Origin of the sequence: Xanthobacter sp. NM-25, from assembly GCF_022138605.1 — a bacterium.
In the GTDB taxonomy this organism is placed as follows: Bacteria; Pseudomonadota; Alphaproteobacteria; order Rhizobiales; family Xanthobacteraceae; genus Xanthobacter.
In genome coordinates this window covers 193,601-212,695 of the sequence record NZ_JACBFS010000001.1, presented here as the reverse complement: position 1 = coordinate 212,695, position 19,095 = coordinate 193,601, and the positions used below count along the sequence as shown (strand labels likewise).

19 protein-coding genes are annotated in these 19,095 nt (G+C 68.5%); 12 read left to right on the top strand and 7 right to left on the bottom strand.

Going from position 1 to position 19,095, the window contains the following annotated elements; all coding sequences use genetic code 11:
• Nucleotide 1 precedes the first annotated feature (1 nt).
• From MEU52_RS00985 to MEU52_RS21895, 3 genes are all read left to right on the top strand, one after another.
• A complete protein-coding gene (locus MEU52_RS00985; RefSeq protein ID WP_238121822.1) occupies nucleotides 2-1,117 on the top strand; it encodes a calcium:proton antiporter in 1,116 nt (371 codons plus the stop codon).
• Nucleotides 1,118-1,207: 90 nt separating this feature from the next.
• Nucleotides 1,208-1,618 carry an NADH:ubiquinone oxidoreductase subunit NDUFA12 gene (locus MEU52_RS00980; RefSeq protein WP_238121823.1) on the top strand — a complete coding sequence of 137 codons (411 nt, stop codon included), beginning with the start codon at nucleotides 1,208-1,210 and terminating at the stop codon, nucleotides 1,616-1,618.
• 167 nt (nucleotides 1,619-1,785) lie between these two features.
• Entirely contained in the window at nucleotides 1,786-2,421 is a 636-nt protein-coding gene (locus MEU52_RS21895; protein ID WP_337927127.1) for a DUF2155 domain-containing protein, read from the top strand.
• Here the strand turns inward: MEU52_RS21895 and aat are convergent.
• Together aat and MEU52_RS00965 are read right to left on the bottom strand one after the other, a co-directional pair.
• Entirely contained in the window at nucleotides 2,352-3,029 is a 678-nt protein-coding gene (aat, locus tag MEU52_RS00970; protein WP_238121824.1) for a leucyl/phenylalanyl-tRNA--protein transferase, read from the bottom strand. The genes MEU52_RS21895 and aat overlap by 70 nt on opposite strands.
• Nucleotides 3,030-3,097: 68 nt before the next feature.
• A complete protein-coding gene (locus tag MEU52_RS00965; protein ID WP_238121825.1) occupies nucleotides 3,098-4,273 on the bottom strand; it encodes a pyridoxal phosphate-dependent aminotransferase in 1,176 nt (391 codons plus the stop codon).
• Nucleotides 4,274-4,628: 355 nt separating this feature from the next.
• Between MEU52_RS00965 and MEU52_RS00960 the strand changes: the two genes are divergently transcribed.
• The 7 genes from MEU52_RS00960 (at nucleotide 4,629) to MEU52_RS00930 (ending at nucleotide 12,002) form a co-directional block, all read left to right on the top strand.
• Nucleotides 4,629-6,083 carry a M48 family metalloprotease gene (locus MEU52_RS00960; RefSeq protein ID WP_238121826.1) on the top strand — a complete coding sequence of 485 codons (1,455 nt, stop codon included), beginning with the start codon at nucleotides 4,629-4,631 and terminating at the stop codon, nucleotides 6,081-6,083.
• A gap of 25 nt (nucleotides 6,084-6,108) precedes the next feature.
• Entirely contained in the window at nucleotides 6,109-6,879 is a 771-nt protein-coding gene (locus MEU52_RS00955; RefSeq protein ID WP_238121827.1) for a DsbA family protein, read from the top strand.
• Nucleotides 6,880-7,055: 176 nt separating this feature from the next.
• Nucleotides 7,056-7,493 (top strand): type II 3-dehydroquinate dehydratase, encoded by a 438-nt coding sequence (gene aroQ, locus MEU52_RS00950; protein ID WP_238121828.1) that lies wholly within the window; start codon nucleotides 7,056-7,058, stop codon nucleotides 7,491-7,493.
• 63 nt (nucleotides 7,494-7,556) lie between these two features.
• Nucleotides 7,557-8,021 (top strand): acetyl-CoA carboxylase biotin carboxyl carrier protein, encoded by a 465-nt coding sequence (gene accB, locus MEU52_RS00945; protein WP_443266044.1) that lies wholly within the window; start codon nucleotides 7,557-7,559, stop codon nucleotides 8,019-8,021.
• A gap of 25 nt (nucleotides 8,022-8,046) precedes the next feature.
• The gene (gene accC, locus MEU52_RS00940) at nucleotides 8,047-9,405 is read left to right on the top strand and encodes an acetyl-CoA carboxylase biotin carboxylase subunit (protein ID WP_238121831.1); all 1,359 of its coding nucleotides are present in this window, start codon (nucleotides 8,047-8,049) and stop codon (nucleotides 9,403-9,405) included.
• 771 nt (nucleotides 9,406-10,176) lie between these two features.
• Complete coding sequence (locus tag MEU52_RS00935) at nucleotides 10,177-11,268, top strand: polysaccharide biosynthesis/export family protein (RefSeq protein ID WP_238121832.1); 1,092 nt, start codon at nucleotides 10,177-10,179, stop codon at nucleotides 11,266-11,268.
• 170 nt (nucleotides 11,269-11,438) lie between these two features.
• Complete coding sequence (locus MEU52_RS00930; protein ID WP_238121833.1) at nucleotides 11,439-12,002, top strand: invasion associated locus B family protein; 564 nt, start codon at nucleotides 11,439-11,441, stop codon at nucleotides 12,000-12,002.
• A 54-nt stretch (nucleotides 12,003-12,056) separates the two neighbouring features.
• Here the strand turns inward: MEU52_RS00930 and MEU52_RS00925 are convergent, their stop codons facing one another.
• From MEU52_RS00925 to MEU52_RS00905, 5 genes are all read right to left on the bottom strand, one after another.
• The gene (locus MEU52_RS00925; RefSeq protein ID WP_238121834.1) at nucleotides 12,057-13,667 is read right to left on the bottom strand and encodes an acyl-CoA synthetase; all 1,611 of its coding nucleotides are present in this window, start codon (nucleotides 13,665-13,667) and stop codon (nucleotides 12,057-12,059) included.
• Between the two features lie 179 nt (nucleotides 13,668-13,846).
• Nucleotides 13,847-14,527: a ribulose-phosphate 3-epimerase gene (rpe, locus tag MEU52_RS00920; protein WP_337927128.1), complete on the bottom strand. Its 681-nt coding sequence runs from the start codon at nucleotides 14,525-14,527 to the stop codon at nucleotides 13,847-13,849.
• 83 nt (nucleotides 14,528-14,610) lie between these two features.
• The gene (locus MEU52_RS00915) at nucleotides 14,611-15,600 is read right to left on the bottom strand and encodes a class 1 fructose-bisphosphatase (protein ID WP_238121835.1); all 990 of its coding nucleotides are present in this window, start codon (nucleotides 15,598-15,600) and stop codon (nucleotides 14,611-14,613) included.
• Nucleotides 15,601-15,709: 109 nt separating this feature from the next.
• Nucleotides 15,710-16,126 (bottom strand): dihydroneopterin aldolase, encoded by a 417-nt coding sequence (folB, locus tag MEU52_RS00910; RefSeq protein WP_238121836.1) that lies wholly within the window; start codon nucleotides 16,124-16,126, stop codon nucleotides 15,710-15,712.
• A 163-nt stretch (nucleotides 16,127-16,289) separates the two neighbouring features.
• Nucleotides 16,290-17,255 (bottom strand): ATP-grasp domain-containing protein, encoded by a 966-nt coding sequence (locus MEU52_RS00905; protein ID WP_238121837.1) that lies wholly within the window; start codon nucleotides 17,253-17,255, stop codon nucleotides 16,290-16,292.
• A gap of 53 nt (nucleotides 17,256-17,308) precedes the next feature.
• Here MEU52_RS00905 and MEU52_RS00900 point away from each other — a divergent pair, with 53 nt between their 5' ends.
• Together MEU52_RS00900 and fabD are read left to right on the top strand one after the other, a co-directional pair.
• Nucleotides 17,309-18,019 (top strand): HisA/HisF-related TIM barrel protein, encoded by a 711-nt coding sequence (locus tag MEU52_RS00900; RefSeq protein ID WP_238121838.1) that lies wholly within the window; start codon nucleotides 17,309-17,311, stop codon nucleotides 18,017-18,019.
• An 85-nt stretch (nucleotides 18,020-18,104) separates the two neighbouring features.
• A complete protein-coding gene (fabD, locus tag MEU52_RS00895; protein WP_238121840.1) occupies nucleotides 18,105-19,088 on the top strand; it encodes an ACP S-malonyltransferase in 984 nt (327 codons plus the stop codon).
• Nucleotides 19,089-19,095 lie beyond the last annotated feature (7 nt).

Sequence of the window (19,095 nt, the reverse complement as noted above, 5' to 3'; positions counted from 1 at the left end):
CATGGGGAGAGACCGATCCGGCGTTGCGCCGTATGCGCTGCCGCTGGCGGGGCTGGTGTTCGCCGCCCTGCTGGCCAGCTTTGCCGCCTGGACGCCGGAAGCGGCCGCGGCGGCGCACAGCGGCGTTCTCGAAGCCGTCATCGGCGTGGTGTCGGTGCTGCTGTTGTGCGGCGCCGCCTTTTCGGCGGTGACCCATTCCGACGTGGTGGCCGAGCGACTTGGCCAGCCCTACGGCACTTTGGTGCTGACCCTTTCAGTGACGCTCATCGAGGTCTCGGTGATCGCCTCCATGATGCTGCACAACGCCGCCAACCCCACCCTGGCGCGCGAGTCGGTGTTCTCGGTCATCATGATCGTCACCACCGGCATTGTCGGCCTGTGCCTGCTGCTGGGCAGCCTCAAGCACCGCGAGCAGGCGATCCAGCAGCAGGGGGTGTCCGGCTTCCTCTCGGTGATCATTGCGCTGGGGGTGCTGCTGCTGGTGCTGCCCAGTGAGACCCATGACGGTGCCACCGGCGAGTTTTCCCCGGTGCAGCTGGTCACCATGGCGTTCGTGGCGGTGGGGCTCTACGGCACGTTTCTCTACATGCAGACCGTGCGCTACCGCGAGCATTTCGCCAGCCAGCCGCCGGAGCACGGGGAGCAACGCCCCTCGCTGCGGCGTTTCTGGATCGCGACGGTGATGCTGCTGCTGTCGCTGGCGGCGGTGGTGTCGCTGTCGCACCATGTGGCGGTGGCGTTCGAGGATTTCCTGGCCCTGTTCCCCCTGGCCGATCCCGATGCGGTGACCGGGGCGCTGGTGGCCATCCTCTTGTTGATGCCGGAGGGCATCACGGCGGTGCGGGCGGCGGCGGCCAATCATCTGCAGCACAGCCTCAACATCGCGCTCGGCTCGGTGCTCGCCACCATCGCCTTGACCATTCCGGCCATGGCGGCGCTGAGCGTGATGCTGGGGCTGCCCATGGTGCTGGGCCTGGAGAACGAGGACCGCACCATGATGGTGCTGACCTTCGTCATGTGCATCCTGTCGTTCGGCACCGGGCGCACCAACGCCCTCAACGGCGTGGTGCATCTCATTCTGTTCGGGGTCTATGTGCTGCTGCTGTTCGTGCCGTGAGGCGGGCGGCGGTCTTTGGTGGTGGTCTTTGGTGGACATGGGCGGGGGCAGGTGGCATGTTCCGCCCGATTTCGGAACGAGGCGCGGGCCGTGAAGACTCTCCTGACCTACATCTTCACCTGGTGGAACAAGCAGACCATCGGCACTTGGTGGTGGACCAAGCGCTATGGTGAGTTCGTGGGGCAGGACGAGCTCGGCAACCGCTATTTTCGCACCAAGGGTGGCGCCATCGATCCCACTCTCGGCTTCGAGCGGCGCTGGGTGATCTATCCGGGCTATGCGGAAGCCTCCTCGGTGCCGCCCGGCTGGTGGGGCTGGCTCCACCATCGGGTGGACACGCCGCCGGTGGATGAGAGCTACACCCCGTTCCCGTGGCAGAAGCCCCACCGCGCGAACATGACCGGCACCCCGGCCGCCTACCATCCCAAGGGCTCCGTGCTCACCGGCGGCCATCGGCCCAAGGTGACCGGCGACTACAAGGCCTGGACGCCCGGCGAGTGAGGCCGGGCCCGGGCATGTGGCGCAGGGGGCAGGGGGATGCCATGCCCTGTTCAGGCCGCATTGTCGGTGCTAGTCGCAACGGTCATCGGGATCGGACCGGTCCGGATGACGCCGCGGGTGCGCCCGTGATTCTTTTGTCAGCGCGGTGCGCCTGAAGCATGAAGCGGATGTCCCAAGGCTCTCGTTCTCCTCGCTCCCGTTTTGACGGTGCCCGCACTTTCGGCCTGCCAGTGCTGGCCCTGCTGGCTATCGTGACGGGCGCGGCGCCGGCCGCGGCGCAGCTGCAGCGTTCGGGCATCGAGCAGTCGCCTCTGCCGCCGCCGCCCAGCAGCGGTATGCCCACCGCGCCCGATCCCCGTCGCCTGCCCAACCGGGTGCCGCAGCCGGCGGCCGCCACGGCGGCGGTGCCCACTGCACCAGGGGGTGTGGAAGGGGATGTGGTGGTGGTGCGTCCGCCGTCGGTGCGCATCCACAATCGCTATGCGGTCTATGCCGGCCTCGACAAGATCACGGGCCGTACCACCACGTTCGATGTGGCCATCGGCGAAACCGCCCAGTTCGGTGCGCTGCAGGTGACCCCGCGGGTCTGCTACACCCGCCCGGAGGACGAGACCCGCAACGTCACCTCCTTCACCGAGGTGAACGAGGTGACCCTGAAGGGTGAGGCCAAGCGCATCTTCACCGGCTGGATGTTCGCCTCCAGTCCCGGCCTGCACGCGGTGGAGCACCCGATCTATGACGTGTGGCTGATCGGCTGCAAGGCGCCGGAACCGGTCACCGCGGCGCCCGCGGGCCAGCAGTAGAAATCCCCCTCCGCCGCCAGGGCGTGGTCGAGCAGCCGGTGATACTGGCGGCGCGACACCTCGATGGCCCCGAACGTGGAGAGGTGGCTGGTCACGAACTGGGTGTCCAGCAGGCGGAAGCCGCCGGCGATGAGGCGGCCCACCAGATGCACCAGCGCCACCTTGGAGGCGTCCCGCTCGCGGTGAAACATGCTTTCGCCGAAGAAGGCGGCGCCGAGCCGGACCCCATAAAGCCCGCCCACCAGCTGGCCGTCGCGCCAGGCTTCCACCGTGTGGCAGCGCCCGCGCGCGAACAATTCCCCATAAAGCCGGCGGATGCGGGTGTTGATCCAGGTCTTCTCGCGGCCATCCTGCGGTTCGGCGCAGCCGGCGATCACGCCCTCGAAGTCGCTGTCGACCCGCACCTCGAACTTGTCCGAGCGCACGGTCCGCGCCAGCCGCGACGAAATGCGGAAGGCATCCAGGGGGATGATGCCGCGCCGCTCGGGCTCGATCCAGTAGAGCCCCGGGTCGTCGGCATTCTCGGCCATGGGGAAGATGCCGCAGGCGTAGGCCTTCAGCAGCACTTCCGGGGTGATCTCGACGATCTGGTCGTTGGGGCGGCTCATGCGACGGGATCCTCACCGACAATTGGCGCAACTCTATGGCGCTGTGTCGCCCATCGCCCGCGAAAAACCTATTCGCGTTGCAGGAAGGCGCCGATGCGCGCCACCGCCTCGCGCATGTCGGCGGCGGAGCCGGCATAGGACAGGCGCAGGAACTGTTTGCCCCGGAAGGGATCGAAATCCACGCCGGGGGTGGTGGCCACGTGCACGGCATCGAGCATGCGGGTGGCGAAAGCGGCGGAATCGCCGGTGAAGGCGGAGACGTCGGCATAAAGGTAGAAGGCGCCGTCGGCGGGCAGGAAATGGCGCAGGCCGACCTGCGGCAGGCCTTCGGTGAGAATGCGCCGGTTTTCCAGATAGCCCGCCTTCACCCGGTCCATCTCCGCCCGCCCGTCGAAGGCTGCCGCCGCGGCGATCTGCGACAGGGTGGGCACGGAGATGGACAGGTTCTGCTGCAGCCGCTCCATGGTGCGCACCAGGGTGGGGGGCACCACCATCCAGCCCACCCGCCAGCCGGTCATGCAGAAATATTTGGAGAAGGAATTGATGACGGTGACGTCCTCGCCGATCTCCGCCGCGCTCACCGCCGGGAAGGCATAATCGAGGCCGTGATAGATTTCGTCCGACACGAAGGCGATGCCGAGATCGCGGGCGCAGGCGTGGAGCGCGGTCAGCGCCGCCCGGTCCATCATGGTGCCGGTGGGATTGCCGGGGCTCGCCACCAGCACACCCTTCAGTGGCGCGGCGCGATGGGCTTCGATGAGCTGGGCCGGGGTGAGCGCGAAGCGATCCTCGGCCCGGGTCTCGATCAGCACCGGCTCGCAGCCCAGGGCGGACAGCACATGGCGATAGGGCGGGTAGCCGGGGGCGGCAATGGCCACCCGGTCGCCCGCCTCGAACAGGGCCAGGAAGGCGAGAATGAAGCCGCCGGACGACCCATTGGTCACCACCACCCGCTCGGGGTCGAGGGTGAGCCCGTGGGCATATTGGTAGTGTTCGGCGATTCGCGTCCGCAGCGCCGGCATGCCGAGGGCGGCCGTATAGCCCACCTGTCCGGCCTCGAGCGCGGCGGCGGCGGCCTGGCGGGCAGTCAGCGGCGCCGGCGCCGCCGGTTGCCCGACCTCCAGATGCATCACCGTGGCGCCGGCCGCCTCCAACCGCGCCGCATGCTCCATCACGTCCATGACGATGAAGGGGGCGACGGCGCTGCGGCGTGAGGGCGTAACGCCGGCGGGAGAAGAGGTCATGATGGAAATCCTTCGGGTCGAACTGCGCGCGGGGCGCGCCGCCGTGCTGCCGCCGTAATCTCGCGGTCCTTGGAAGAGGTGTCGCCCCAATGTGAAGGGCCGCCCGTTGACCCAGCGGCCGCAAGGCGCCAGTGTCCGGCCGCTTCGTAGCTCGGGCGGGGCCGCTCGCCAAGGGGGCGCGTGGGTTCAGGGCGTTGCGGCCCGGTGCACCCGGCTCTTCGGCGGCTGGACGAGGGATGTGGGACGAGGGACGAGGAGCGTGGCCGGCGGCTGCGGCGGTTGAGGATCAGGGCAGGCGCCGGCTCGCGCGGAGCGGGTCGGGGCCACGAACCAGCGAGGCGAAGCGTCGGCAACAATGGCGGTGTCAATCTCCTCCCGATCTGCAGGCGACGCCCTGCGTCTTGTCGGGCGACGGGCCTGCCAGGCCCTCGCCGCACTGGCCGTGGCGGCGCTGCCCTGGCACGCGGCGCAGGCCCAGCCAGCCGGCGGGCAGGGCCGGGTTTCCACCATCCGCGACACGGAAATCGAGAATTTGCTGCGCGACTACACCCGGCCCATCCTGAAAGCGGCGGGGCTGGCGCAGCAGAATGTGGAAGTGGTGCTGATCAACGATCGCTCCTTCAACGCCTTCGTGGCCGATGGCCGCCGCATCTTCGTGAACACCGGGGCGCTCATCGATTCGAAGACGCCCAATCAGATCATCGGCGTGCTGGCCCACGAAAGCGGCCACATCGCCGGCGGGCATCTGGCCCGCATGCGCCAGCAATTGGCCGGCGCCCAGACCATGGCGGTGGTAGCCATGCTGCTGGCCGGCGCCGGCGTGGCGGCGGGCGCGGCCAGTGGCATGGACGGTCGCAATCTCGGCAATGTCGCCGCCGCTGGCATGAGCGCGCCGCAGGAGATGATCCGCCGCTCGCTGCTCTCCTACCAGCGCAGCGAGGAGCAGGCGGCAGACCGCTCCGCGGTGCGGTATCTCGATGCCACAAAGCAGTCGTCCAAAGGCATGCTGGAGACGTTCGAGCGCTTTCAGAACGACCAGCTGTTCATCAGCCAGCGCATCGACCCCTATCTGCTGAGCCACCCCATGGCGCGCGAGCGCATCGCCGCGCTGGAGCAATTGGCCAAGAGCAGCCCCTATTACAACGTCAAGGATCCGCCGGCGCTGCAGGAGCGGCATGACTTGATGCGCGCCAAGCTGATCGCCTTCACCGAGCGGCCGGAAGCGGTGGCGCGCCAATATCCTTATTCCGACGCTTCCCTGGCGGCGCAATACGCGCGGGCCATTTCCGCCTATCGCTTCGGCAATGTGAACGGCGCGGTGGCGCAGATCGACGCCTTGATCGCCCGCCAGCCCAACAATCCCTATTTCTACGAGTTGAAGGGCCAGGCGCTGCTGGAGGCCGGGCGCGCCGGCCAGGCGGTTCCGGTGCTGCGCAAGGCGGTGGACCTGTCCAATGGCGCGCCGCTCATCCGGGCCATGCTGGGGCAGGCGCTGGTGCAGACCGGCAGCGGCGGCAAGCCGGAGGATGCCATTCCGGAACTGATCCAGGCCACTCAGCGCGATCCCAATTCAGCGGGCGCCTGGCGCTCCCTGTCCATCGCCTATGGCCGCAAGGGCGATCTGGCAAATGCCGATCTGGCGGCCGCCAACGCGGCCATCGCCAGTGGCGACGCCAAGTTCGGGCGTGAGTTGGCGGCGCGGGCCCGCAAGCGCTTTCCCACCGGCTCGCCCGGTTGGCTCCGGGCCGACGACCTCGTGAACTTCAAGCCGCCGCAGAGCGCCCAGGGCGGGCGCTCCGATGACCGCTGAACCCATTCATTCCATGGAGAGTCTCATGTTCTCGCGCCTCGGCCTTCGCGCCGGTCTGATCCCGCTGGCCCTGGCCGCGCTGGTGTCCGCCACCCCGGCGTCCGCCTTCACCGACGAGGAGAAGAAGGAGCTCGGGCCTGTCATCCGAGAGTATCTGCTGCAGAATCCCGAGGTGCTGCAGGAGGCCATCGCGGTGCTGGAAGCGCGCCACAACGAGGCCGAGGCCAAGTCCCGCAACCAGGCCCTGAGCCAGATCAAGCCGTTGCTGGAGAGCCCGCGCGGCGTGGTGGTGGGCAATCCCAAGGGTGACGTCACCCTGGTGGAGTTCTTCGACTACAATTGCGGCTACTGCAAGCGGGCCCTCTCCGACCTGCAGGAGCTGATCAAGGAAGACCCGAACCTCAAGGTGGTGCTGCGCGAATTCCCGGTGCTTGGCCCGGGCTCGGTGGAAGCCGCCCAGGTGGCTGTGGCGGTGCGCATGGTGGCGCCCGAGAAGTATATGGACTTCCATCAGGCGCTGCTGAACGGTCGTGGCCAGGCGGATCGGGCCAAGGCGTTGGCGGCGGCCAAGCAGGTGGGCATCGATCCCGCCCTGCTGCAGAAGCAGGCCACCTCGCCGGAGCTCAACGCGACCCTCGACGAGAGCATGAAGATCGCCGAGGCGCTGTCGCTCAACGGCACGCCCTCCTACGTGGTGGGCGACGAGGTGGTGGTGGGCGCTGTGGGCTTCGACAAGCTCAAAGCCGCGGTGGCCGCCACCCGCGCCAACGCCAAGGGTGCGGCCGGCGCCAAGTGATGTGCCGCCAGTGAGACGGTCGGAGCGGGCGAGCGGGGCGCATCGGCCGGCCCGCTGGTCAGCCTTGGTTTACCAGCCATGACGGGCCCGCGCCGCGCTCCCCTTTCCTTGCGTGGCGCGTGACCCTATAACGACGCCGACCCGGCCATGTGGCGCCGGCGGCAGATGTTTTGCGGATGCTCCCTCTCATCCACGTCCTGAACGGGCCCAATCTCAATCTTCTCGGCACCCGGGAGCCCGGCATCTACGGTGCGGCGACCCTCGCCGACGTGGAGGCGCTGTGTCGTGCCGCGGCCGAGCGGCTGGGCTTCGACATGGTGTTCGCCCAGACCAATTCCGAAGGCGCCCTGGTGGATCTCATCCAGGCGGCGCGGGGCGCCCGAGGCATCGTGCTGAACGCGGCGGCCTACACCCATACCTCTGTCGCCGTGCGCGATGCGGTGGCGGCGGTGGGCGTGCCCACCATCGAGGTGCATCTGTCCAACGTGTTCAGCCGCGAGCCCTTCCGCCACCACTCCTATCTGTCGCCGGTGGTGCGTGGGGTGATCTGCGGCTTCGGCCCGCAGAGCTACGCACTCGCCATCGCGGCCCTGGCCGATCTTCCGCCGCCCTGACGGCGGCTTGTCGAACCCTCAAGAGCCCTCGTGCGGCCCCATGGCCGGCAGAGCAGGAACATGATGAAGCCTACCAAACCCCAGATCGACACCGACCTCGTCAAGGATATCGCCAAGCTGCTGTCCGACAGCGATCTGACCGAGATCGAGGTGGAGCACGAAGGCCTGCGCATCCGCGTCGCGCGCGCGCCGGCTCCGGTCACCGTGGCCGCCGCCCCGGCGGCGCCGGTCGTGGCCGCCGCGCCGGTGGCCGCGGCGCCCGTCGCCGAGGCGCCGGCCGACCTCTCCAAGCATCCGGGCGCCGTGGCCTCGCCCATGGTGGGCACCGCCTATCTCGCGCCCGAGCCCGGCGCCGCCAACTTCGTCGAAGTGGGCACCAGCGTGCGGGAAGGCCAGACGGTGCTGATCGTCGAGGCCATGAAGACCATGAACGCCATTCCCGCGCCCCGTTCGGGCACGGTGACGCGGATCCTCGTGGGCAATGCGCAGCCGGTGGAATACGGCGAGCCGCTGATGATCATCGAGTGAGCGCGTTTTCCCGAGGGCAGGCCTGATGTTCAAGAAAATCCTCATCGCCAACCGGGGCGAGATCGCGTTGCGCATCCTGCGCGCGTGCAAGGAGCTCGACATCGCCACCGTGGCGGTGCACTCCACCGCCGACGCCGACGCCATGCATGTGCGGCTCGCCGACGAGAGCGTGTGCATCGGCCCGCCGGCGGCGCGGGACAGCTATCTCAACATCCCGTCCATTCTCGCCGCCTGTGAGATCACCGGCGCCGATGCGGTGCACCCGGGTTATGGCTTCCTGGCCGAGAATGCCCGCTTCGCCGAGATCCTGGCCGACCACAATATCGGCTTCATCGGCCCCAAGGCGGAGCACATCCGCATCATGGGCGACAAGATCGAGGCCAAGAAGACCGCCCAGGCCTTGGGCATTCCGGTGGTGCCCGGTTCCGAGGGCGGCATCCGCGACGATGCCGAGGCCCATCGGGTGGCGGAAGAGATCGGCTATCCGGTGCTGGTGAAGGCGGCCGCCGGTGGCGGCGGGCGCGGCATGAAGGTGGCGCTCAGCAAGGAGGATCTGTCCCAGGCCCTCTCCACCGCCCGCATCGAGGCCAAGGCGGCGTTCGGCGACGATGCCGTCTATCTGGAGAAGTATCTCTCCACCCCGCGCCATATCGAGGTGCAGGTGCTGGGCGACGGCCGCGGCAACGCCATTCATCTGGGCGAGCGCGACTGTTCCCTGCAGCGGCGCCACCAGAAGGTGTGGGAGGAGGCGCCCTCGCCGGTGATCACCCCCGAGCAGCGGGCGGAGATCGGCGAGACCTGCGCCAACGCCATGCGGCAGCTGAAGTATCTCGGCGTCGGCACCATCGAGTTCCTGTATGAGAACGGCCGCTTCTATTTCATCGAGATGAACACCCGCATCCAGGTGGAGCATCCGGTGACGGAGATGGTCACCGGCATCGACCTCATCAACGAGCAGATCCGCGTGGCGGCAGGCGAGCCCATGGGCCTCACCCAGGCTGATGTGGCGATCGACGGCCATGCCATCGAATGCCGGGTGAATGCCGAGCACCCCACCACCTTCCGGCCCTCGCCGGGCAGGATCACTCACTACCACGTGCCGGGTGGCCTGGGCGTGCGGGTGGATTCCAACGCCTACCAGGGCTATGTGATCCCCCCCACCTATGACAGCCTGGTGGGCAAGCTGATCGTCTACGGCAAGACCCGGGACGAGTGCCTGCGCCGCCTGCGCCGGGCACTGGACGAGTTCGTGGTGGACGGCATCGACACCACGCTGCCCCTGTTCCGCACCCTGGTGCGGACGCCGGACATCGCCGCGGCCCAATACGACATCCATTGGCTCGAGCATTTCCTGGCCGATCGGGCCGGCGAAGGCATCGGCTGAAGCTGTCGAGTGAGCCCGACGCGCCCTGGCGCGCCGGGCACACCTGCTGGTCCCATCTGACGGCCACAGTGCCCTGGTCCCCTCTTGCGGGCGAGAGCGGGGGGCGGTCGTCTTCGCCGCCCGCCGGTGTCTGCGCCGCCCGGCCCCGCTGTCGTGGTTGTGTTGACCTTGCGTCCTCTCACCGCGTGCAGATGTTGATGGGTCTCGGCGTGAAGAAAAATCTTAACACTTCATCGACAACTTCACCTGCTCTGTGAGAGCCGGGCGCCCGCCGCTCGCGGAGGGGTTGGATACAGTGCCGCGACGTTGTTGCGTCAAGGACACACCACCCGATTGATTGCCGTGATGCCGCCACTTGGGTACCGGGGTCGCCAGATCGTAGGTGCTTCTTCATCCTCAGGCGGCATAATGCGGAATCGAGGCAGAGGGTGCGGTGAGAGGCGATCGAGGTGCCACAAGGCGCTGATTTCGATTGCTACCTTGCCGTTTGCCGAGCGGGTGGGGCGTGCTAAAGGCTGTCCTCTCCGGCCGATGCCGCGGTGCGCTGCGGCGTGAGTCGTGGCGGATGGGGCCGTGAGAGATTGGGTTCTGGCGCGGGTTTGGGTGATCGTTGAAGTCAGCGAGAAGGCCGGGGGAATGGTGTTGAATTGGTTCCGCAAGTGCCGGCTCGCATGGGGCAATGCCTCGAGGACCGCACCTGCGCTCCTGGTGCTGGCGCTAACGGCAGGCTTTGGCCTCGCCGGCTGCGACGCGCTGCCGCGATCGGGGCCGATGGCGACCCAGATCCAGATGGAAAGCCAGAGTCCCGGCGATTTTCCCTTCCGTCTCGTGCCGGTCGACGTGGCCGTGAGCCGGGTGCTGCTGCAGGTGCCGGACAACAGCATGTCCACCAGCGGCTTCTTCCGTCCTGATCGGGGCGGTCACGCCGGGTCCGGGCCGGTGCTCGGTCCGGGTGACGTGCTCTCCATCACCGTGATGGAGCCGGCTTCGGGTGGCGTGTTCTCGGGGATCAGCTCGGTCACCGCGGGTGGCCAGTCGGCAGCCCTGGTGACGCTGCCGGAGATGCCCATCGACAGCCAGGGCATCATCACGTTCCCGCTGGTCGGTGCCTTGAACGTCTCTGGCAAGACCACCCGCCAGGTCGGTCAGATGCTGGAAGAAGAGCTCAAGAGCCGGATCATCCAGCCGCAGGTCATCGTGCGCCTGGTGGGCAACTTCTCCAACAAGGTGATCATTGCCGGTGCCGTGCGCACGCCCGGCGAGTTCAACATCACCGCCGCCGGCGAGACCTTGCTGCAGCTGGTGACCCGCGCCGGTGGGCCGGCGATCTCGCCCGGCAATGCCATGGTGGAGCTCACCCGCAACGGCACCACCAAATCGGTGCGTCTGCAGGCCCTGATCAATCAGCCCACCGCCGATGTGCGTCTCAAGGGCGGCGATTTCATCAATATCGCCGACAAGCCCCGCACCTATCTCATCATGGGCGCCGCGGGCCGGACCACGGAGGCGACGCTGCCGGTGACGAAGCTCTCGCTGGCCTCGGCTCTGGCCCGCGCCGGTGGGCCCATCGATACCCGCGCCGACGTGAAGGGCATCTTCGTGCTGCGCTACGAGCCGAAGCGCGTGGTGGAGATGCTGACGCCGGAGCAGCCGGTGGAAAGCGCCTATGTGCCGGTGGTCTTCCAGCTGGATCTGTCGGAGGCTTCCGGCTTCTTCCTGGCCGATAGCTTCGTGGTGCGTGAGCGCGACATCATCTATCTGTCGAATGCCTCCTCGGTGGAACTGCAGAAGCTTCTGGAGCTGTTCCGTGTCGCCGCCGGCCCGGTGATCAGCGGCGCCACCGTCGCCAACGATTTCAACTGATCTTGTGCGAACCCTCGCCCCCGCGGGCGAGGGGCGCCTTCTCGCGCGGCTGGCGTGCGTCCGCGCGGCCAGCCGCTCAAGGCGGCCAATGGGTGTTGCCCGACGCCGCGCAGATCGGATATGCCGGGCCTGTAACGTGGCCGGCACGGCCGCTGACTGGGAATGGGTGGATGAAGACCATGTCGCAGCAGGCTTCTCAGCCGCAGGGGGCGCAGATGGGCAAGCGGATTGCCGCCATTGCCGCGCTGGCGGGCGCGCTTCTCGCGGGTGCTCCCGCGCGCGCAGAAACGCCGACGGCCACTCCTGCGCCAACGGAAACGTCCTCGACGCATGACGACTGGACCGTGCGCTGCAAGCCGGAGGCGAAAGGCCGCTCCTGCGAGGCGGTGCAGACCCTGCAGACCGAGGACCTCAAGAACATTCTGGCGCACATGGCCGTGCGCGCCATCAAGGACGGGCCGGTCTATCTGATCGTCCAGGTGCCGCCGGGCGTTTGGCTGCCGGCCAATGTGACCTTCAAGGTCGGCGGCGTGCCGGATCTGGTGCTCACCTACAAGCGCTGCGGCCAGAGCTGCATTGCCTCGCTCAAGCTGGAGCCGGCGCAGGTGGCGGCGCTGAAGGCCAGCGCGGGCAAGGGGGAACTGCTGTTCGAGAATGGCTCGCGCAATCCGGTCATCCTGCCGATCTCCTTCAAGGGGCTCGGCGAGGCGATGGCGGCGGCCCTCAACAAGTGATGACAGAACGGGGCCGCAAGGCCCCGTTTTTGTTTCCCGCGCCCGGAAGACCCCTCAGCCGCGGGCCCGCAGCTCGCGGCGCAGGATCTTGCCCGTGGCGGTCATGGGCAAAGTGTCGGTGAAGGCCACCTGGCGCGGATATTCGTGGGCGGACAGCCGCTCCTTGACGTGATCCTGGATCTCGCGGGCCAAGGCATCGTCGCCGGTGAAGCCGGGCTTGAGCACCAGCCAGGCCTTCACCGCCTCGGTGCGTACCGGGTCCGGCACGCCGACCACCGCCGCCAGCGCCACCGCCGGATGCTTCAAGAGGCAATCCTCGATCTCACCGGGGCCGATGCGGTAGCCGGCGGAGGTGATCACGTCATCGGCGCGGCCGAGGTACCACAGATAGCCGTCCGCATCGGCCTTGCCGCGATCGCCGGTGAGCAGGAAGTCACCCGCATATTTCTGCGCGGTGGCGTCCGGATTCTTCCAATATTCCAGCATCATCACCGGGTCGCCGCGGCGGATGGCGATATGGCCTTCCGCGCCCACCGGCAGCTCGGTGCCGTCATCGTCGACGATGCGCACGTCATGGCCGGGCATGGGCTTGCCCATGGCGCCGGGGCGGATGGGGAAGAAATTGGAATTGGAGCCCACCACCAGATTGCATTCGGTCTGGCCATAGATCTCCCGCGCTTCCACCCCCAGCCGCTCGGCCACGAAGGCGCCCAGCTCCGCCCCGAGGGTCTCGCCACCGGTGAGCAGGGACCGCAGCTTCAGTCCGTCATGGCGCACATCCGCCTGTCGCAGCAGCTTCAGGGCGGTGGGCGGCAGGAACACGTTGCGCACGGCGTGGGTGGCCATCAGCGCCATCGCCGCCTCGGGATCGAACTTGCGGGCCCGATGGGCCAGCACCGGCACGCCGAGGTGCAGGGTGGGGAACAGCACGTCGAACAGCCCGCCGATCCAGGCCCAGTCGGCCGGGGTCCAGTGCAGGTCGCCGGGCTGCGGCATGTCCTGGTGGATCACCTGCAGGCAGGGCAGGTGGCCCAGCAGCACCCGGTGACCATGCAGGGCGCCCTTGGGGTTCCCCGTGGTGCCGGAGGTGAAGATGATGATGCCGGGATCATCGGGGCCGGTGTCCACTGGCGTGAAACGATCAGAAGCCGTCTCCAGCGCCGTGTCGAAGCTCCGGGCGAAGGCCGCGCCGGCATCCTCGCCGATGACGAAGACATGGACGAGTTCCGGCAGGCGCTCGCGCACCCGCTCCAGCTTGGCGAGGCCGGCAAGGTCGGTGATGAGGGCGCGGGCGCCGGAGGCGGCAAGGCGATATTCCAGCGCTTCATCGCCGAAGAGGGTGAACAGCGGCACCGAGATCATGCCGGCCTTGAAGGCGGCGATATGGGCGATGGCGGTTTCTGGGGCCTGGGGCAGGAACACCGCCACCCGATCGCCCCGCTGGAGCCCACCGGCCACCAAAGCGTTGGCGAATCGGTTGGAGAGGGCCTTGAGGTCGTCGAACGAATAGGTGCGGGTGGCGCCGCTTTCCTCCACGAACATCAGGGCCGGCTTGCCGGAGCCATCGGCATGGGCATCGGCACAGGCGACGCCCATGTTGTAACGGGCGGGAAGGCGCCAGGAGAACGCGCGGCGCAGGGCGTCGTAGGTGCTGGGATCAGCCATGGGTTTCCTCCGCCGGCGCCTCTTGGGGGCACCTTCGTGGCGATTAGGAAACGATCGAACGTTTTTTTCCTGAGATGGTCAAGAGGGCACGCTGCGTCATCCGCGCCACCGAAGGGGGCGCGAACGGGGGCAGGTGAACGGGGGCAGGTGAACGGGTGTTGCGGGGGCGGCTCGAAAGCTCAGGCCATCAGCCCCATGGCATCGGCGGCGGCGGCGCGGATGGCGGCGATGTTGGTGCGGTAGCCCTCGATGCCGCCCTTGAACACGGCGGAGCCGGCCACCAGCACATCCGCACCGGCCTGGGCGCACTGGGCGCCGGTGAGCGGATTGACGCCGCCGTCCACTTCCAGGCGGATGTCGCGGCCGCGGATCATGTCGCGGATGCGGGTGATCTTGGGCAGGACGGCGGGAATGAAGGCCTGGCCGCCGAAGCCCGGGTTCACGCTCATCACCAGCACCAGGTCCACCTTGTCGAGCACATAGTCGAGCGTGCTCTCAGGGGTCGCCGGATTGAGCGCGACGCCAGCCTTCTTGCCGAGGCCGCGGATCACCTGCAGGCAGCGGTCGAGATGGGCGGTGGCCTCCGGGTGGACGGTGATGATGTCCGCGCCGGCGGCGGCGAAGGCCTCCAGATAGGGCTCCACCGGCGAGATCATCAGATGCACGTCGAACACCTTGTCGGTGTGCGGGCGCAGGGCCTTGATGATGTCCGGGCCGAAGGTGAGGTTCGGCACGAAATGGCCGTCCATCACATCGAGATGGATATAGTCCGCCCCCGCACTCACCACGTTGCGCACCTCTTCGCCGAGCCGCGAGAAATCGGAGGCGAGCATGGACGGGGCGATCAGCGGCTGGTTCACGGCGGGGCTCCTGGCAGGCGATAAGGAAGGGGTGGGCGGGTGTTGGTCCCGCCCGAAAGGGCCGCGCCGTGGCGCGGCACCGCTCAATAATAGGAGGCGATCTTCTCCACCTCGGCCTTGGAGCCGAACACCAGCGGAATGCGCTGGTGGATGTGGTGGGGCTGGATGTCCAGGATGCGGGTCTTGCCGTCGGTGGCGCCGCCCTTGGCCTGCTCGGTAAGGAAGGCCACCGGGTTGGCCTCATAGATCAGCCGCAGCCGGCCGTTCTCATAGCCCTTGCGCTGGTCGGCCGGATAGATATAGACGCCGCCGCGGGTGAAGATGCGGAAGGCATCGGCCACCATGGAGCCCACCCAGCGCATGTTGAAATCCTTGCCGCGCGGGCCCTCCTTGCCGGCCAGGCAATCGGCGAGATAGGCCTTCATGGGCGCCTGCCACTGGCGCACGTTGGACTGGTTGACGCCGTATTCCTTGGTCTCCGCCGGAATCTCCACCGCCGCCCGGGCGAGGAAGAACTCGCGCTTGTCCCGGTCGTAGACGAACACCTGGGTGCCGGCGCCGAAGGTCGCCACCAGGATGGTCGCCGGCCCATAGGCCAGGAAGCCGGCCGCCAGCTGCTCGCGGCCCGGCCGCATCACCGCATCCACCGGATTGGCGTGGGTGGCGGTATCATACGGTAGGATGGAATAGATGGTGCCCACCGACACGTTGGTGTCGATGTTGGAGGAGCCGTCCAGGGGGTCCACCGCCACCACGAGGCGTCCCGTGGCATTGATGGGAACGAGGTCCTCGCTCTCCTCCGAGGCCAGGAAGGCCACTTCGGTGCCCTTCAGCGCGGCGACGATGCGCTCTTCGGCGATGACGTCGAGCTCTTTCTGGGTGTCGCCACCGCCGTTGGGATCGGTGCCGTGGATCTTGCCGAGGCTTTCCTCGAGCGGCCCGCGGGCCACCAGATCGGCGATGCCCACCCCGGTGGTGGCGATGGTGCGCACGGCTTCCGCCACCGCCTGCCGGCCGGCATCGGCGCCCGCCCAGTGATTCAGGAACGCCTGAAGGGTCACGATCTCACTCACCACAATCTCTCCGTGCAGCTCCGGCGGCCGCCCCGCCCGCCGCCGTTATGACCCGGCGGGAGGCAAACGGCAAAGGCTTTGCCGGTTCAAGCTCTTAGAAGGGCAGCCATCAGCGGCTGCGGAAGACCTCGATGCCCACATCGCCGAACACGCCGGTCACTGGCGCTCCCGGCTTGTGCACCACCACCCGCACCTGCTCGATCTGCTCGAAATGGTCCAGAAGCCGGCTGGCAATGCGCTCCGCCAGGGTCTCGATGAGGTGCACCGGCGCATCGGTGACCACCGTGCGCACATGCTCGAAGACCTGCTGATAGGAGACGGTGAGGGCCTCATCGTCGGCCCAGGCCGCGGGCCGGGTATCCAGCCACCAGTCCACATCCACCACGAATCGCTGGCCCAGCTCCTGCTCCGCCTGGTGCACGCCGTGGTGCGCGTAGAAGGGCAGGTTGCGGAGGAACAGGCGGTCGGAGCGCGGTGGGCGGGGGGCCCCGGAGGGATCGGCCATGACCGCGCTCTCGGTCAGCATATCTGGATCATCAGGTGTCATTCACGCCTCGCGCGACAGCAGGTGCCGGCTCGCGGTCATAGCCAGGAACCCGGCCACCACCGTGAGGCGATAGTCCGGCCCCGCCGGGTGCCGCACGCATCTGCGCAATCTTCTGTCTTCCTATTGTGTTCCACGACACCTTTCAACGCATCTTCAGCACCACCGGCCGGGCCGGCGGCAACGCGGGCAGGGCCGGCGGCCGTCCCGAGCGCATCAGCTGCGGTAGGAAGGTGGCCGGGTTCACCCCCAGCGCGGCATGCAGCGCCGCATAGGTGGGGGTAGGGCGGGCATTGATCTCCAGCACTTTGGGGCCATCCGACGTGAGGATCACGTCGATGCCGATGATGCCGGACAGGCCCGGAAGCGCATCCACCACCTGCCGCGCCAGGGCGGCGAAGGTGCCGTTGCGGTCCGGCTCGGCGCCGACGGTGGCGCCGGTGACCGCCAGCACGCCGACCAGATGGTGGATCTCCAGGGGATTGGCGGTGAGCAGCCGGGCGCCATCGGGATGCACCAGAACGCTCAGTTCGAGCACTGGGCCGGGCACGAACGGCTGCACCACCAGGTGTGTGCCTGCGGGCAGGCTGGCGCGGTCCGGCCACAGGTGCACCTGTGCGCAGCCGGAACCCTGATCCGGCTTGGAAATCAGCGGCCCGGCAAGGTCCGTCGGCAGCGCGGCCATGGGGAAAGCGGGGACGCAGGGGATGCCCGCCGTGGCGAGGTGACGCGCCGTCGCGCCCTTGCTGGTGGTAATGGCGAGCGTGTCCGGCGCAGAGGCGATGCAGCGGCGGGTGAGGGGCGAGAAGGTTGCCGCCATCCGTTGCAGGATGCCGTCGCTCTCCGGCCCCACCGGCCAGACCGCATCCACGTGCCGGGCGAGCTCGGACCAGACGGCGAAGGGATCTTGTCCCGCCGCCACCGGCACGCTGCCGGTGGCGGCGGGCGGCAGGCGATCATCATGGGCGACGACGATCTCGATCCCCGGCAGTTCCTCCACGTCGGCGATCAGGGCGTCGCGGATCAAGCTGGCGCCGGGCAGCAGCAGCTCGGGCAGGCGCTTGTCGCGCAGCCCGCCGGATGTCACGTACTCGCAGATAAAAACGCGCATGGGGCTCCTTCCCGGCGCCGGGGATGGATCGAGAGCGAGTGAGAGAGGGCAGCATGCAGCTTATCCCTGTTATCGACCTCAAGGGAGGCGTGGTGGTGCACGCGCGCCGTGGCATGCGGGCCGCCTACGCGCCGCTGTCCACACCCTTGGCGCCCTCTTGCGAGGCCGAGGCCGTGGTGGCGGGCCTTCTCTCGCTCGCTCAGTTCCGCACCCTCTACATCGCCGATCTCGATGCCATCACCAGAATGGGGGACAACGCCGCCGTCATCGCCCGCCTGCGGCGCGCCTTCCCCACCATCGAGCTGTGGGTGGATGCGGGCGATGCCACGGCCGAGGCGGTGCGCGCCCGCGCGGCGGCCGGATTGGGGGTGAGCGTGGTGGGCACCGAGACCCTCTCCGACGTCGCCACCGCGCGGGCGACGCTGGCCGCAGGTACGACGGTTTTGTCCTTGGATTCCAATGGGGAGGGTCCGCTCGGCCCGCGCGACCTGCATGAGGACGCGGCCCTGTGGCCGCCACGGGTGATCGTGATGACCCTGGCCCGGGTCGGCTCCGGCGAGGGGCCTGACCTCGAAGCCCTCGCCCGGGTGCGTGCGCGTCATCCGGGCGGGGCGATCTTCGCCGCCGGGGGCGTGCGCGGGGCGGCGGATCTGGACGCTTTGGCCGAAGTGGGCGTCGCCGGCGTGCTGGTGGCATCGGCGCTGCATGATGGGCGCATCGGACCGGCGGAGGCGCGGCGCTGGCTGCCCGCCGAGCCGGGCTGAGTGGGAGGCGCCGGCGGCGCTGCCTTGACTCGCCCACAATCCGGGTGTCTCTGCGCTCCCCAAATTTCCAAGCGGAGGGCCGCCTATGAGCGACGGGCCACACACTGGGTCACACACTGCCTTCATCTTCCCCGGCCAGGGCAGCCAGGCGGTGGGCATGGGCAAGGCCCTTGCCGAGAATTTCCCGGCCGCCAAGGCGGTGTTCGATGAGGTCGACGCGGCGCTCAACGAGAGCCTGACGCGGGTGATGTGGGACGGCCCGCTGGAGACCCTCACCCTGACCGCCAACGCGCAGCCGGCGTTGATGGCGGTCTCGCTGGCGGCGCTGCGGGTGCTGGAGACGGAAGCCGGGCTGGACCTCGCCCGCGACGCCGCCTTCGTGGCCGGTCATTCGCTGGGCGAATATTCGGCCCTGGCCGCCGCCGGCGCGCTGACGGTGACGGAAGCCGCGCGTCTGCTGCGGATTCGCGGTCGCGCCATGCAGGAGGCGGTGCCGGTGGGCGAGGGCGCCATGGCGGCGCTGCTTGGCCTCGATTACGAGCAGGCCGTCGCGGTTGCCGCGGAAGCGGCCGGCGACGACGTCTGCGAGGCGGCCAACGACAACGCCCCCGGCCAGGTGGTGGTGTCCGGCACCAAGGCGGCGGTGGATCGCGCCATCGTCATCGCCAAGGAGAAGGGCGCGCTCAAGGCGATGCTGCTGCCGGTGTCCGCGCCGTTCCATTGCCGGCTCATGGGCCCGGCGGCGGAAGCCATGGAAGTGGCGCTGTCCGGCTCCACCGTGATGACACCCCGGGTGCCGGTGGTGAGCAACGTGCGCGCCTCGCCGGTGACCGACCCGGCCGAGATCGTGCGGCTGCTGGTGGAGCAGGTGACCGGCACCGTGCGCTGGCGTGAAAGCGTCATCTACATGGCCGGCGCCGGCGTCAACCGCATGGTGGAAGTGGGCGCGGGCAAGGTGCTGTGCGGCCTGGTGAAGCGCATCGATCGCTCGATCGCCAGCAGCAATGTGGGCACCCCCGAGGACGTGGCCGCCTTCATCGCCGCCGTCCGCGCCGCCTCCGCGGCCTGAGTGCTTC

Bases quoted from the DNA above. Each gene is read 5' to 3' on its own strand.
- MEU52_RS00930 (WP_238121833.1), top strand. From the start codon at position 11,439: ATGAAGACCATGTCGCAGCAGGCTTCTCAGCCGCAGGGGGCGCAGATG.
- MEU52_RS00960 (WP_238121826.1), top strand. From the start codon at position 4,629: ATGGCGGTGTCAATCTCCTCCCGATCTGCAGGCGACGCCCTGCGTCTT.
- MEU52_RS00985 (WP_238121822.1), top strand. From the start codon at position 2: ATGGGGAGAGACCGATCCGGCGTTGCGCCGTATGCGCTGCCGCTGGCG.
- accB (WP_443266044.1), top strand. From the start codon at position 7,557: ATGAAGCCTACCAAACCCCAGATCGACACCGACCTCGTCAAGGATATC.
- MEU52_RS21895 (WP_337927127.1), top strand. From the start codon at position 1,786: ATGTCCCAAGGCTCTCGTTCTCCTCGCTCCCGTTTTGACGGTGCCCGC.
- MEU52_RS00900 (WP_238121838.1), top strand. From the start codon at position 17,309: ATGCAGCTTATCCCTGTTATCGACCTCAAGGGAGGCGTGGTGGTGCAC.
- folB (WP_238121836.1), bottom strand. From the start codon at position 16,126: ATGCTGACCGAGAGCGCGGTCATGGCCGATCCCTCCGGGGCCCCCCGC.
- aroQ (WP_238121828.1), top strand. From the start codon at position 7,056: ATGCTCCCTCTCATCCACGTCCTGAACGGGCCCAATCTCAATCTTCTC.
- MEU52_RS00925 (WP_238121834.1), bottom strand. From the start codon at position 13,667: ATGGCTGATCCCAGCACCTACGACGCCCTGCGCCGCGCGTTCTCCTGG.
- MEU52_RS00905 (WP_238121837.1), bottom strand. From the start codon at position 17,255: ATGCGCGTTTTTATCTGCGAGTACGTGACATCCGGCGGGCTGCGCGAC.
- aat (WP_238121824.1), bottom strand. From the start codon at position 3,029: ATGAGCCGCCCCAACGACCAGATCGTCGAGATCACCCCGGAAGTGCTG.
- MEU52_RS00935 (WP_238121832.1), top strand. From the start codon at position 10,177: ATGGCGACCCAGATCCAGATGGAAAGCCAGAGTCCCGGCGATTTTCCC.
- accC (WP_238121831.1), top strand. From the start codon at position 8,047: ATGTTCAAGAAAATCCTCATCGCCAACCGGGGCGAGATCGCGTTGCGC.
- MEU52_RS00955 (WP_238121827.1), top strand. From the start codon at position 6,109: ATGTTCTCGCGCCTCGGCCTTCGCGCCGGTCTGATCCCGCTGGCCCTG.
- MEU52_RS00965 (WP_238121825.1), bottom strand. From the start codon at position 4,273: ATGACCTCTTCTCCCGCCGGCGTTACGCCCTCACGCCGCAGCGCCGTC.
- fabD (WP_238121840.1), top strand. From the start codon at position 18,105: ATGAGCGACGGGCCACACACTGGGTCACACACTGCCTTCATCTTCCCC.